Source organism: Rothia aerolata (assembly GCF_014635585.1).
Classification (GTDB): Bacteria; Actinomycetota; Actinomycetes; order Actinomycetales; family Micrococcaceae; genus Rothia; species Rothia aerolata.
Window position 1 is genome coordinate 165,275 of sequence record NZ_BMDC01000003.1, and the last position, 13,529, is coordinate 178,803.

The 13,529-nt window shown below is 59.4% G+C and carries 9 protein-coding genes and 2 riboswitches; of the genes, 4 read left to right on the forward strand and 5 right to left on the reverse strand.

Going from position 1 to position 13,529, the window contains the following annotated elements; all coding sequences use genetic code 11:
• Positions 1 to 10 precede the first annotated feature (10 nt).
• From lysX to IEV00_RS08740, 3 genes are all read left to right on the forward strand, one after another.
• Positions 11 to 3,334, forward strand: coding sequence for a bifunctional lysylphosphatidylglycerol synthetase/lysine--tRNA ligase LysX (lysX, locus tag IEV00_RS08730; protein WP_188359980.1), 3,324 nt, complete (start codon positions 11 to 13; stop codon positions 3,332 to 3,334).
• Positions 3,324 to 4,034, forward strand: a complete 711-nt coding sequence (locus IEV00_RS08735) for a hypothetical protein (RefSeq protein WP_188359981.1) — start codon at positions 3,324 to 3,326, stop codon at positions 4,032 to 4,034. Before lysX ends, IEV00_RS08735 begins: the two co-directional genes overlap by 11 nt.
• A gap of 157 nt (positions 4,035 to 4,191) precedes the next feature.
• A complete protein-coding gene (locus IEV00_RS08740) occupies positions 4,192 to 4,758 on the forward strand; it encodes a phosphatase PAP2 family protein (RefSeq protein WP_188359982.1) in 567 nt (188 codons plus the stop codon).
• 487 nt (positions 4,759 to 5,245) lie between these two features.
• On the opposite strand, the gene IEV00_RS08745 is transcribed toward IEV00_RS08740, so the two are convergent.
• From IEV00_RS08745 to IEV00_RS08765, 5 genes are all read right to left on the reverse strand, one after another.
• Positions 5,246 to 6,460 carry a glucose-1-phosphate adenylyltransferase family protein gene (locus IEV00_RS08745; RefSeq protein ID WP_188359983.1) on the reverse strand — a complete coding sequence of 405 codons (1,215 nt, stop codon included), beginning with the start codon at positions 6,458 to 6,460 and terminating at the stop codon, positions 5,246 to 5,248.
• Positions 6,461 to 6,553: 93 nt separating this feature from the next.
• Positions 6,554 to 8,740, reverse strand: a complete 2,187-nt coding sequence (locus IEV00_RS08750; RefSeq protein WP_188359984.1) for an AMP-binding protein — start codon at positions 8,738 to 8,740, stop codon at positions 6,554 to 6,556.
• A 17-nt stretch (positions 8,741 to 8,757) separates the two neighbouring features.
• A complete protein-coding gene (locus tag IEV00_RS08755) occupies positions 8,758 to 9,660 on the reverse strand; it encodes an ABC transporter permease (RefSeq protein ID WP_188359985.1) in 903 nt (300 codons plus the stop codon).
• A complete protein-coding gene (locus IEV00_RS08760; RefSeq protein ID WP_188359986.1) occupies positions 9,660 to 10,700 on the reverse strand; it encodes an aliphatic sulfonate ABC transporter substrate-binding protein in 1,041 nt (346 codons plus the stop codon). Before IEV00_RS08760 ends, IEV00_RS08755 begins: the two co-directional genes overlap by 1 nt.
• Before the next feature lie 39 nt (positions 10,701 to 10,739).
• Positions 10,740 to 11,540, reverse strand: coding sequence for an ABC transporter ATP-binding protein (locus IEV00_RS08765; protein ID WP_188359987.1), 801 nt, complete (start codon positions 11,538 to 11,540; stop codon positions 10,740 to 10,742).
• A gap of 7 nt (positions 11,541 to 11,547) precedes the next feature.
• Positions 11,548 to 11,655, reverse strand: a riboswitch (SAM riboswitch).
• 169 nt (positions 11,656 to 11,824) lie between these two features.
• Positions 11,825 to 11,933, forward strand: a riboswitch (SAM riboswitch).
• Between the two features lie 98 nt (positions 11,934 to 12,031).
• Here IEV00_RS08765 and IEV00_RS08770 point away from each other — a divergent pair.
• On the forward strand, positions 12,032 to 13,522 hold the full coding sequence (locus IEV00_RS08770) for an LLM class flavin-dependent oxidoreductase (protein WP_188359988.1): 1,491 nt from the start codon (positions 12,032 to 12,034) through the stop codon (positions 13,520 to 13,522).
• Positions 13,523 to 13,529 lie beyond the last annotated feature (7 nt).

Genomic DNA, 13,529 nt, shown 5'->3' on the forward strand with positions numbered 1-13,529 from the left:
AAGAAAGCCCATGCCGAATCGGTCAAACAAACCCAGCAGGGTAGCTCCTGAGAGAGTCGCAAAAATTCTGATTGCCGTCTACGCGGCGGGCACCCTGATTTCCGGTTTTGCCTGGCTACTTTCACCCCTTCGTGGACACCGGGGCTTCACCTGGTGGGAGTCAGTTTTCAGCCTGCTCAATATACCGGTAACTCACACCCTGCTGTCTGCGGTGGTCATGGCTTTGATAACCACCGCGCTGATTCGGCGCAAGCGCATCGCCCTCTACGTGACTATGGCCTTTCAGGTTCTGGGCACCCTCTGGAGCGTGCTGAGTTTTATCTACCACGTGCAGGTGGAAGTTCCTAACGAGCTCTTCACCAGCCTGTCTTTCTACAATCCCATCCTCGATGCTTTCTCCGCCGTCTGGGGTATTTTTGCCCTGGTGATGCTGGCTAAGGCAAGGAGTTCTTTCCCCGCAAAAGTCCACCGCACCTCCTGGCTGGGCGCGGCACTTACCCTACTGATCGGCGTCGTCATTACGGTGGGCGCTATCTGGCTTTTCGCGCCCACCCAGGGCCTTTTACCCTGGCAGATTAGCCTGCATACGCTGGGCCTGGCCCCCTCGCCAGTGCAGCGCAACCACCACGGGTACTGGGTGCTGCAACTTGCCTCAACCCTGCTGGGCATTACCCTGCTGCTTGCTGCCATTATCTTTCTGCGTTCGCCCGCTCGCGAAACCGAGCAGACCGCCTGGAACCAGGAGCGGGAGGTTCAGCTACGCTCCCTTCTACAGGAATTCGGTGGGCAAGATTCGCTGGAATACTTTGCTACCCGCCGGGAGAAGTCCCTGGTGTTCTCTCCGGACGGGAAGGCAGCGGTTGCCTTTCGAGTGATCAACTCGGTCTGCCTAGCCTCGGGCGACCCGGTGGGTAAGAAATCCTCCTGGGCGGCTGCGGTCGCCGAGTGGAAAGCTCACGCCCGCGAAAACGGCTGGGTGGTTGCGGCGCTGAGTGTGAGTGAGGCCGGCGCCCGCGTGTTCGCCGATTCGGGTCTCTCCATTGTGACGATGGGGGACGAGGCGATTCTTTACGCGGATCGGTTCAGCCTCAACAACACTTCTCTCACCGAGGTGCGCCACGCCGTGAACCGCCTGCGCAAGGCGGGACTGAGCGCCGATATTAGCTACCACGCAGACCTCACCGAGGCTGAACGCAGTGAAATGCTCACCAAGACTGATGCCTGGCGCCACGGAGCCACCGAGCGCGGGTTCTCCATGGCTCTGGGCCGTTTGGGTGACCCCGCAGATTCCCGCTCGGTTCTGGTGGTTGCCCGCGATTCCTCGGGTGCGCCGGTGGGCCTGCTCTCCTTTGTGCCCTGGGGTAAGACCGGGCTGTCCCTCGACGTCATGCGCCGATCACCCGAGGCCCCCAACGGCGTGGTGGAGTTTATGGTGGCGGAGCTGATGGAGGCTGCCGCCGACTTTGGTATCTCGCGGGTCTCTCTCAACTTCGCCATGTTCCGCGAGGTCTTCGCTAGCGCCGAAAAGTTCGGGGCGAGCCCGCTGACCCGCCTGGCGTCGTCCACCCTGGGCGTGCTCGACCGCTTTCTACAGCTGGAACGACTCTACACCTTCAACCAGAAGTTCGCGCCCGAGTGGCTACCGCGCTACCTGGCTACCGACTCCACCGTTTCGCTGGCGCAGGTGGCCACCGCCGCCGGTATCGCTGAGGGCTTTCTGCCCGCCTGGTTCGACCGTGCCTCGAGAGAGACCCGTTCGCTGGACGACGCCGCCCTGGCGCAGGTGCGCGAGATTGAGCGCCGTCGGGTGGAGGCGGGGGATTTGGAACCGCGCTGGTCTGATCAAACCAAGCACCGAATTCGCCACCTGCGCGCGATGGAGTCTGCGGGCATGAGCCCCTATCCGCTGGGTCTGCGGGCGCGTTTTACGGTGGAGCAGCTGCAGGAATTTGCTACCGCGGTGGCAGCCCCCTGGGCCGCAACAGTTAGCCTGCCGAGCCAGCAGATTACCGTGGCGGGCCGGGTGCGGTCGTTGCGTATTCACGGTGGCGTGGTCTTTGTGACCTTGGTGGACGGCGCTTTCTCGGCGCAGGTGGTGTGCGAGCGCTCGTCCTTTGAAGCGGAGAACTACGGGCTGCTGCGCGCCAACCTCGATACCGGCGATATTGCCGCCTTTACCGGCCGGGTGGGAGTCTCGCGCAAGGGCACCGGCTCCCTGCTGGCAACCAGCTGGACGATGGCGGCTAAGGCCCTGCACCCGATTCCTTTCACCGACTTCTCAGACCCCGAGGCGCGCCTGCGCCGCCGCTCAACAGACCTGCTGGTGAACCTCGACCAGGTTTCCAACCTGAAGGTGCGCTCGGCAACCATCTCTTCAATTCGTAAAACCCTGGATTCCGACGGTTTTACCGAGGTGGAAACTCCGATTCTCAACACCGTGCACGGTGGCGCTTCGGCCCGGCCCTTCAAGACCTTCATCAATGCCTATGGCGCTGATTTGACCCTGCGCATTGCCCCGGAGCTCTACCTCAAACGCCTGGTGGTAGGCGGCATGGGAGCGGTCTACGAACTGGGTCGCGACTTCCGTAACGAGGGAGCTGACGCCACCCATAACCCCGAGTTCACCGTGCTTGAAGCCTACAAGCCCTATGCCGACTACACCACCATGCGCCTGCTGACCGAGATGCTCATTAAGAACGCTGCCTACGAGGTCTTTGGCGAAGAGGTTCTGCCCCTGGGCGCTAAGAATTCCACCGAACGGGTGCTCACTGACGTCTCCGGCCCCTGGAAGGTGCGCAGCGTATTGGAGGCGCTCTCCGAGGCTGTAGGCTTTGAGGTCTCGCTGGAAACCGACTTTGAGGTCTTGCTCCGCCTGGCACGGGAGAACGAAATCCACGTGCGCGACGACATGGGCCCCGGCGCCGTCATCGAAGAACTCTACGGCGAACTGGTTGAAGCTAACACCGTTGAACCCACCTTCTACACCGACTTCCCCGAAGAAACCTCACCCCTGGCAGGGCCCCACCGCTCCAAGCCCGGTCTGGTGGAACGCTGGGATCTGGTCATCAACGGTATGGAAATCGGTACCGCCTATTCTGAAATGGCCAATGCCCTTCAGCAGCGCAAGCGGCTCACCGAACAGTCGCTGAAAGCCGCCTCGGGCGACCTCGAAGCCATGCAGATTGACGAAGACTTCCTCTACGCCCTAGAAACCGGCATGCCGCCCACCGGCGGGCTGGGCATAGGCATTGACCGCTTGGTGATGCTCCTGGCCCAGACCCAGATTCGCGGAGTACTGGCCTTTCCCTTCGTGAAACCCAGTAATGTCAACTAGCTCCTTTCTCGGGCTCCTTTTTCCGCTGGGGCTGGGTGGCTTTGACCCCGCCCCTGCCCTCATCGCGGCCGTCTACCTGAGCGGCGGCGGTGGCTCTGCGCTCGTAAGCCGCCGCCGCGGCGTCCTGCTCTTTGGGCTAATCCTCATGGGAGGCACCGCAGCCTGGGGGTTGGCGCTGACTGCACTTGTGGGTGCCTCGATCGCGCAGATTCCCTGGTCGGATATAGTTCACCTGGTGCTTCACGCAGGGGTCTGGACGGCGCTCGGCAAGGGCCTGCTGGCGGTGGGGCTGGTTGCGTTTGGGGTCTATAAACTTCGGTCAAAACCGAGCCCTGAAACCAAGAGCCGCGGCCTCTGGGGCCTGCTGCTGGTTGCCTTGGGTTTCATAGCTATTGTCACCGCTGACCTGCCCTTCATCGCCACGGTGGCCCTGGCCGCCGAACAACCATTGTGGATGAGTGTGCTGGCCTTTATTCTTTGGAGCCTTATCTCCCAGTCGCCCCTTTTTCTTCTGTGCCTGGCAGTGCTTCTTCACCGCGATGCTGTGTTCACGGTCTGGCTCAATAGAGTTTGGTCTAGGGTGGCCCCGCTGGTGGGCCTAACTGTTGCGGTGCTCTGCCTGGGAGTCGGAATTAGCCTGGGAATTGATGCCCTGCTCTATCCGCTATGGGGTAATGCTTTACCAGGGAACTTCCAGTAAATGCATGCCCCGGGCATAGGAGAAACCGGGCTCTTCTCTGAAAGGCCGGGGGCATGATGGAAATATGAACTTTACCGAGCAAGCTTTGAAGAAACCAAGGGCACTTTTACTGCTGGGAATTTGTTTTCTAGCAGTGGTAGTGGTTCTTGGGTTTTTCTTGAAAAATAGTCTGATTAGCGCCGAAGACACAGACGTTCTCGGCGACTTCGTAGTCCGGCGCTCCGATAACGCGACCTCCTTCTTCACCTTTGTTTCCAGTATCTTTGACCCTCTGGGCACCATTATTCTGTCGATGTTGGCAGCAGGAATCTTCTGGCTTGTTACCCGAAACTGGCGCTACCCCGGTTTTATTTTTGGCTCGGTGGTGGCCTCGGCCGCATTCACCTACGCTCTGAAGTTCGCCTTTCACCGGAGCCGCCCGCCCCTGCTCGATCACCTGGTAGATGAGACGGACTTTAGCTTTCCCTCGGGACACGTTACCGGTACAAGCGCCCTGCTCTTTTCCCTAGCGGTGGTTCTTACCCTGCGGGCAAGCTCGCGTAGCGTTCGCATTCTCACCTGGCTAGCGGCTGCTTTACTGGTGGCCGCGGTGGCGGCATCCCGCCTCTATCTGGGCGTTCACTGGTTTACCGATACCGCTGCGGGAGCGCTGGTTGGCACCGGAACCGTGGCGATCATGAGCGCAATACTGTTTTCGCAGACTAAGCAAATCCCGGCTTCTTGAGAGGGAGAGGCATGTGGAGAAAGAGTCAGTTGGAGGGGAATATAGCCGAGAATCTGCTGGTAGACAGGGGAACCTGCATCTTCTAAACTGGTAGCAAGCTTTTGAAACATAAAGCGGGGTAGCCCCTCGCGCTGCAACGCGAAGAACTACCCCTAATGCCGGGAGAGCTATCGAGATACCTTAACCTTCGATAGCCTTCCAGAGTTCAGCAATAGCCCGTAGGAGCTTCGCAATAGGGTCAATCCAGTTGCGAGCTTCGCGGGCTATTTTCATGCCTTTGCCCTTTTTCACAGCACTCACCCCCTTATCTGGTCTCTCTAGACGGCGAGTTCAGTATTTTTGATCCGTAGAGAGCCGTTAAGAGGGGGTAGGTATATTTTACTTACTCGTGTTGGTAACTGCCTCGAGCCACCAGCAAGCGACCGAGCCCACCAGTAATGTGCAAGTGGTTCGGTCGGTTTATGGTGGCTCGGCGCCGCTGGGCAGCCTAGCCTCCCAGGGTCTGGTCTTCCCCGCCAGCTTCAGGACCTCGCCGGGCTGGTTCAAGCACGGTGAGATTACCGGGGCCGGGTTTCGTCTCCCCCACCTTCGCGGCGGGAACCTCAGCGGCGACGTCCGCAATAACAGACTCCAAATCCGCACCCGAAGGAACCATCGTATCGCCCAGCAGCACCGACCGGTAGACGCGGGCGCCAGCCTCTACCACCACGCCCGGGCCAATAATAGAGTGCTCAACCTCGCCGTGGATCACCGCGCCGTGGGAAATCATCGAGTTCTTCACCGAGCCAGAAGAAGAAACCCGGGCGGGGGAGTAGGGCTCGGGGTGGGGAATAATCTGCCAGCCGGGGCGGTCGAGCTCCAGGCCCTGATTTTCCAGAAGATCCATGTGGGCACGGTAGTAGGAATCCAGGGTGCCAATGTCGCGCCAGTAGCCCTCCATCCGGTACTCAAAGGCTTTACCGTCGGCCACCAGGGCAGGAACGATGGTCTCGCCGTAATCACCCAGCGAGTTACCCTCTGGGTTATCGGAATCCTCCCGGTGGTTGAGGGCAGAAACCAGTTTCTCCGCAGCCTTCTTGAGCGCGGAAACCCTAAAGATAAAGACCTCGGTGGCCACCAGGTTGCCCTGAGGGTCAGAGGGCTTGTAGTCGTAGGCGGTCACGGCACCGGAAGAATCGGTCTGCACCACCCCGTAGCGGGAGACATCTTCGGAGTGCTCGGTGGTCACAATGGTCAGATCGGCATTGGTCTCTTGGTGCTGGGCCAGGGCGGGGCGATAGTCCATCTGGTAGAGGTGATCGGCGCTGAGCACCATCACGTTCTCGGCACCGAAAGCCTCAAGAAGCGGAATCTGCTGGTAGAGGGCATGCCCGTTGCCCGAGGCAAAGCCCTCTTCATCGCGGCCCTCGGAGGGAGGAAGAATCCGCAGGCCGTGGCGGGTTCCGTCTAAATCCCAGGGGCGGCCCCCGGCCAAATGTTGGTTGAGGGTGAAGGGCCGGTACTGCTCAACAATCCACACATCGCGTAGCTCGGAGTGGGCAAGGTTCGAGAGCACCACGTCAATAATGCGGTAAATTCCGGCAAAAGGAACCGATGGCTTAGACCGGGTATCGGTGAGCGGCGAGAGCCGGGAACCCTTACCGCCCGCTAAAACCAGCGCAACAGTTTTGGGAGAGTGAGTCTTGGGAAACGGATCAGCCATGGGTGCCTCTCGGTTGGTCTTTTACACAGATAAAGCCTTACCCAGAGTCTAACGGCTGGTTCTTGGAAAGAACATACCGGCCGCTAACAGAAGCTACCGCGCCGCCAGCACCTTCTCGATAGCTTCCAGAGCCTCTTCATTTTGTAAGGACGAACGATCCCCCAGTGCCTGCCCCTGGTAGAGCTGGCCCAGCAGGCGGCGGGTAATTTTGCCCGAGCGGGTCTTGGGAATATCCGCTACAGCTACCACGTCCTTGGGTTTGGCGATGGGGCCGATTTCCTTACGAATGTGCTCGCTCAGAGCCTTCTTCAGCTCCTCTGCACTGAGCGCCTGGCCCGCCTCGGTCAGGGTCACAAAGGCAACTGCCTGGTGGCCGGTCAGCTCGTCTTCCACCGGGCAGACTCCGGCCTCAACTACCGCCTCGTGGGTAACCAGCGACGACTCAATCTCAATGGTGGAGAGGCGGTGGCCCGAAATGTTAATAACATCGTCAATTCGGCCCAGAATATAGGTATCGCCCTCTTCGTCCACCTTGGCGCCATCACCGGCAAGGAACCAGCCGCGTTCACCGTAGTGCTTCCAGTAGGAATCCAGGTAGCGCTGCGGGTTGCCCCAGACGGTTCGCGCCATAGAGGGCCCAATTTTATCGACCACGATAAAGCCCTGTAGCCCGGGGGCAACCTCGTTGCCGTACTCATCGACCACGCGGGTTGAAACCCCCGGAACCGCCCGCGTGGCACAGCCGGGCTTTACGCGGGTGTGGGGGGCGTCGTCGTCATAGGTGCCGGACGGCGCGAACTGCGGGTCGTGCGGGCGCGGCGAGCAGATGGTGGAGCCGGTCTCAGACTGCCACCAGGTATCGATAAAGCTGGCGGTGCCTCCGCCCACGTTCTCTCGCAACCAGCGCCAGGCCTCGGGATTGATGGACTCGCCCACAGAACCCAGCAGGCGCACCGAAGAAAGATCAAACTTACCCTGCTCAATACCGTTGGGGAAAGCTCCCATGAGCGAACGGATCAGGGTGGGGGCGGTGTAGTAATTGGTCACACCGTAGCGTTCAAGAACCTCAAAGTGGCGCTCGAAGGTGGGAGTGTTGGGGGTGCCCTCGTAGATCACCTCGGTCACGCCGTTGACCAGCGGCCCGTAAATCTCATAGGTGTGGGCGGTGACCCAGGCGAGGTCGGCGGTGCACCAGTGAACGGTGGATTCGACCTTGGCGGGGTCATTGACGGCGGAGAGCTCGTCGGGGCGCAGAACGCCCTGCTCATCTTCATAGTCCGGCAGCAGGTCATAGAGCAGAGCGTGGGTGTAGGCGGTCTGCACCAGGTAGCCGCCCATGGTGTGTACCAGTCCCTTGGGCTTGCCGGTGGTGCCCGAGGTGTAGATGATAAAGAGCGGATCCTCAGCATCGTGCAGGGGAGCATCGTGGCTGTCAGGCACATTGGCAATAAGCTCGTGGTACCAAACATCGCGGCCCTCAGTCCAGGGAACCTCAGCCCGCGCAGCCTCGGTCTGGGCGGTTCTATCCACCACAATCACGTGCTCAATCGCGTTCTCGCCAGCACAGGCATCGTCAGCATTGACCTTCACCGGCACCACGGTGCCGCGGCGGTTCTGGCCATCGGTGGTAATGAGCACCTTGGCGCCGGTATCTTCAACGCGGAACTTGAGGGCCTCGGCGGAGAAGCCACCAAACACCAGCGAGTGAATCGCACCAATACGGGCACAGGCCAGGGTGAAGATGATGGTCTCGGGAATCACCGGCAGGTAAATCACCACCCGGTCGCCCTTCTTGACTCCCAGTTTCTCTAGGCCGTGGGCTGCCCGAGCAACACGACGCTGGAGCTCGGCATAGGTGATAGCCTCGCGGTCACCTGGCTCACCTTCAAAATAAAGGGCAACCTTCTCGCCCTTGCCCGCTTCTACATGCCGGTCAACACAGTTAAAGGCAACGTTGAGCTTGCCGCCGGCAAACCACTTGATTTCGGGTACCGAAAGCTGCTCCACGCCGTCCTCATCCACACCGATTACCTCGGGCTTCTTGAAGCTGTGGGTGAGCTCCTCGGGCCATTCCTGACCCCAGGTGATGCGCTCGCGGGCCTGCTTGGCCCAAAAGGCAATGCGCGCCTCGTCAGATTCCAAGGCGGGGTTAGGCGTGGGGTTATAGGGGTCTGAGTAGGAAAAGTGCTGGGGCTGTGCCACGGGAACTCCTGAAAGTTTGTAAGGGGTCTGCGCGCGAGCGGCCAAAAATGTACCGTTTTCTGGGGAAAAACGGTACATTTTTGGCCTCTCGGTACCTAGTTAGAGGGGAACTTTTTCTTTACCCAGCCCTCGAAGAGACCAACGAGAGCATCGGTAATTTTGCCCAGAATTGCCAGAAGAACAATTGCTAATAGCAGGCGGTCGGTGCGGCCGTTGTTCTGGGAGTCGGTGAGCAAGAAGCCCAGGCCCATTGAGGCGCCCAGTAGCTCGGCAGCAACCAGAAAGAGCCAGGCCTGGGCCAGAGCTAGTCGTAGACCCGAGACTACCGAGGGAAGAACCGCCGGCAGCTGTACGCTGCGAAAGAGGGAAATCCCTCGAACGCCGAAGGAGCGAGCCGCCTCAACCAGCTTGGGATCAACGTGGGCCAGGGCCGCTGAGACGGTGGTATAGACCGGGAAGAAGGCGCCGATTGCCACCAGAGTCACCTTGGAATCTTCGCCAATACCAATCCAAAGCAGAAGCAGGGGAACCCAGGCCAGCGAGGGAACGGCGCGGAAAGCTCCGATAATCGGGCCTCCTAAGGTTTTAGCCCAGCGGGAGAGGCCAATCAGCGCGCCCAAGACCAGGCCCAGTACAGCACCAATAACAAAGCCGAGCACTACGCGCTGGGTTGAAATTGCTATGTGAAGTCCCAGGTCTCCGCGAGTCCACAGGTCTGCTGCGGCGGCGAGAACCTTCGAGGGTGCCGGCAGCTGAACCGCTGAAAATACGCCGGTTGAGCTGAGAAACTGCCAGAGGGCCAGCAGGGCAATCGGCAAGAGAGCGCCGAGAATCCATGACCAGCGAGACTCCAGCAGGGACTTTCGGGGCTTGCGTGAGGGGGCTGTATTTTTGAGGACGGCGCTCTGCGGCTTTTGCTCAGGCGCCGACTGCCGCTGCGTTTCGGGTGCAGGGGAGGGCCGGGAGACAGGGGCTTTATCTAGGGTGGAGGTCTTCATTACTCAACCACGCTCTCAACCTTTGAAGCGTCTGCTGCTTCGGCGAACTTGGGCTCAACGATGCTTTCCAGGGCGTTATCAACGTCGTCCTGAGAAGCTACATCGCCGGATTCCACCAGAATGGGGCCTACACCTTTAAGCACTGAGATTTGCTGGTCACCGGGTACAGGGTCGATGTCTAGATGGGTGCGTTTCCAGACAACCTTGGCGGTTTCGGGGGTAATTCCGGCTTCTTCGGTGAAGATAGCCAGTGCCTCTTCCTGGTTATTCAGGGCCCAGTCTCGTGCATAGGCGTAGACATCTACCACGGTCTGAGCAGCCTCAGGGTCTTCAGAGATGAAATCTTCGGTGGCATTGAGAAAACCGTAGGTGTTGAAATCGAGGTTGCGGTAGAAAAGCCTGTCTGATGATTCAACCTCGGCGGAGCCCATGATGGGGTCGAGGCCGCTCCAGGCATCGACTTCGCCATTATCCAGGGCGGTGCGACCGTCGGCGTGCTGTAGGTTTTCAATGGTGACATCATCTGCTGAGACCTCTGCTTCATCCAGGGCCTGGAGCAGCAGGAAGTAGGGATCGGTGCCTTTGGTCACTGCCACAGACTTACCGGCGAGATCTTCTACCGAATCAATATCGGAGTTTTCGGTGGTGACCAATGCTGACCATTCGGGCTGGGAGTAGAGGTCAATCACCTGAATGGGGGAGCCGTTAGCGCGGGCCAGTAGGGCGGCCGAGCCCGCGGTGGATCCTACATCGATGTTGCCAGATCGCAGGGCTTCGTTTGCCTTATTAGAACCGGCAGAATTAACCCATTCGAGGTCTTTGCCCTGGTCTTCCAGCGCGGTTTCCAGCCAGCCCTTTTCCTTAATAATCAGGGAAAGGGGGTTGTAGGTTGCGTAGTCTACGGTCACAGTGGAATCCCCGCTGGCAGCTGCGTTGTCGGCGGAGTTGCCGCTGCCCTCACCCGCAACGCAACCGGTCAGAGTGAGGGTAGCAACCGCGGCGGTAGAGGTAAATTTAGCCAGCTTCGATACGAAAGTCATGAGAGAAAATCCTTGGAATCAGTGGGTGTGAAAGAGCGCTTAGTGGGCTTCTACGCCGAGTTCTGCCAACAGCTCGTTGCGGAGCTCAACCAGCTGGTGGTCGGAGCGATCGCGGGGTCGGTGCCCCGGAACGGTGATAATGCGCTGGATCGTTGCCGCGGCGTCGTCCTCGGGCTTACCCAACACCACCACGCGGTCGGAGAGGTAGAGGGCCTCTTCGACATCGTGGGTCACCAGCAAAACGGTGGTGGGGTCTTGGGCATGAACGTCTAGCAGCAAATCCTGCATCTTGATTCGGGTAAGAGCGTCAAGAGCACCGAAGGGCTCGTCCAGCAACAGGATGCCGGGGGTACGGGCCAGAGCTCTCGCCAGCGACGCCCGCTGGGCCATACCGCCGGAAATTTCACGGGGGCGGTGGTGGGCGTAGGCAGCCAGCCCCACAAGATTCAGCAGAGAATCCACGGTTGCCCTGCCCTCAGCCTTGTTTATTCCCCGCGGCAGGCCAAGAGCAACATTCTTTTCTACGGTGCGCCAGGGCAGAAGCCGGGGTTCCTGAAAGCCCACGGCCACACGAGAATCAAGTCCATAGACAGTCTCGCCGTCAATCCGTACAGCTCCGGCAGTTGCGGTACTCAGTCCAGCCGCTGCCCGTAGCAGGGTGGATTTGCCGCAGCCGGAGGAGCCAATAATAGAGATAATTTCCCCGGGCTCAACGGTAAAAGAAACTCCCTCGAGCACGGTGCGGGTTCCGCGGGAATCGGGAAAGGTCTTACCCACATTGTCAAAGCTAATCTCGCAGGCCCGGGTCGTCAGCGCGCTCGTAAAAGAGGGTGCAGTCATGCAGTTCACTCCATCGGTCTTGGCGTTAGCACCACTTTCCGCAGAACTGATGTTGATGCGGAGAAGGTTGCTGCGACGTCCTTGAGCCAAGTCTCTCGGTCGCTCTGGATGGTCAGTTGTTGGTTACAAAATTACGGCTATTTGAAGGGGAGAAGCAAGGAAATTACGCAGATGAAGCACCGGGCGTAATGTGACGGCTCGGGGCGGGTAACAAAAGTTTATAGACTTCTATCTTCGCAACATTTCACCCCCGCTACCCCTACCTGTCATACAGTGGGTGCAACGATCATGAGTCCCAACGCTAAGCTCTGGCTGGTTGGGCGGCAACCCTCTCCCGTAGCGGGGTGCCCCAGATGAAGATCAGGCTGATATAAATCATGGCAAGTACGGCGCGTTGCGCCTCCCAACCGGTTGATCTGAGGACGCCGCGCGTTCGGCTCCGGTGGGCATGCCACCCGAGGTGCGTCCCGGGAGACCCGAAAGGATCTCGCATGGCTGAGAACGTTGAAACCACTGAGAGCTCTGAGAAGAAGCGCATTGTTGTTAATGCCTTTGATATGACCACCACCAGCCACCAGAGCTTTGGTACCTGGCGCCACCCCCGTAACCGTGCTGATGAGTACAACACCATTAAGTACTGGACTGATTTGGCCAAGGTCTGCGAGAAGGGCCTCTTTGATGCGGTCTTTATTGCCGATGTGGTGGGTGTTTACGATGTTTACAAAGATTCGGTAGCTCCGGTTCTGCGAGACGGCGCCCAGGTTCCTGTGGGCGATCCTTTCCTCCAGATTTCTGCAATGGCAGCTGTGACCGAGCATTTGGGCTTTGGCGTTACCGCCGCCGTCACCTATAACCAGCCCTACACCCTGGCCCGCTCTTACTCGACTCTGGATCACCTGACCGGCGGTCGCGTGGGCTTCAACGTGGTGACCTCCTACTTACAGTCTGCTGCTGAGAACCAGGGTCTTCCCGGTCAGATTGAGCATAATGAGCGCTATGAGATTGCAGACGAGTTCCTTGATGTGTGCTACAAGCTCTGGGAGGGCTCCTGGGAAGAAGGTTCCGTGCCGCGCGACCGCGAAAACGGAATCTTTGCTGACCCCGAGAAGATTCACCCCATTCTGCACAAGGGCAAGCATTTCCAGGTGCCGGGTATCGCCCTGTCTGAGCCCTCGCCCCAGCGCACCCCGGTGATTTTCCAGGCGGGTGCTTCTTCCCGGGGCCAGGATTTCTCGGCCCAGCACGCTGAGGCTATCTTTATCACCGCCCTGCGCCCGCACCTGACCCGCTATCTGACCGACCGTATTCGCGACAAGGTGGAAAAGGCGGGCCGTAAGCGTGATGACGTAAAGATTCTTGCCATGCTCTCGGTGATTGTCGATGAAACCGACGAGAAAGCACAGGCCAAGTTCGAAGAGTACAAGAAGTATCAGGATCTTGAGTCGTCCCAGGGCATTATCGGCGGCTGGTCTGGTGTTGACCTCTCTGAGTTTGATGAAGAAGAGGCTATTAAGTACGTCAAGACCGAGGCAATCCAGTCTTTCCTGACCCCCTTTACTATGATGGATCAGGAGAACGAGTGGACCCGCAAAGATATTGCCGCCCACTGCTCCACCGGTGGCATGGGCGAGGTGATTGTGGGTTCGCCGCAGACCGTTGCTGACGAGCTGGAACGCTGGGTTGATGAGGGCGGCCTTGACGGCATTAATCTCGCCTACCACGTTTCTCCCGGCTCTTTCGAGGACTTCGTGGAGTACGTCGTCCCCGAGCTACAGAAGCGCGGTCGCTACCGCACCGCCTACGAGGGTTCAACCCTGCGCGAGAACCTCTACGGTGAGGGTCATACCAGGGTGGACGACCGCCACCCCGCCGCCAAGTACCGCGGCGCCTACGTGGGTAAGCCCTCCGCGGCGGATACTCCCGCCCGTGACTTCCTGAAGCTAGCGACTGAGGCCTATGAGGCTGAGCTGGCTCAGCAGTAAAGAATTG

Coding starts and splice junctions, on each gene's coding strand:
- lysX (WP_188359980.1), top strand. CDS start 11: ATGCCGAATCGGTCAAACAAACCCAGCAGGGTAGCTCCTGAGAGAGTC.
- IEV00_RS08735 (WP_188359981.1), top strand. CDS start 3,324: ATGTCAACTAGCTCCTTTCTCGGGCTCCTTTTTCCGCTGGGGCTGGGT.
- IEV00_RS08745 (WP_188359983.1), bottom strand. CDS start 6,460: ATGGCTGATCCGTTTCCCAAGACTCACTCTCCCAAAACTGTTGCGCTG.
- IEV00_RS08750 (WP_188359984.1), bottom strand. CDS start 8,740: ATGTACCGTTTTTCCCCAGAAAACGGTACATTTTTGGCCGCTCGCGCG.
- IEV00_RS08755 (WP_188359985.1), bottom strand. CDS start 9,660: ATGAAGACCTCCACCCTAGATAAAGCCCCTGTCTCCCGGCCCTCCCCT.
- IEV00_RS08760 (WP_188359986.1), bottom strand. CDS start 10,700: ATGACTTTCGTATCGAAGCTGGCTAAATTTACCTCTACCGCCGCGGTT.
- IEV00_RS08765 (WP_188359987.1), bottom strand. CDS start 11,540: ATGACTGCACCCTCTTTTACGAGCGCGCTGACGACCCGGGCCTGCGAG.
- IEV00_RS08770 (WP_188359988.1), top strand. CDS start 12,032: ATGGCTGAGAACGTTGAAACCACTGAGAGCTCTGAGAAGAAGCGCATT.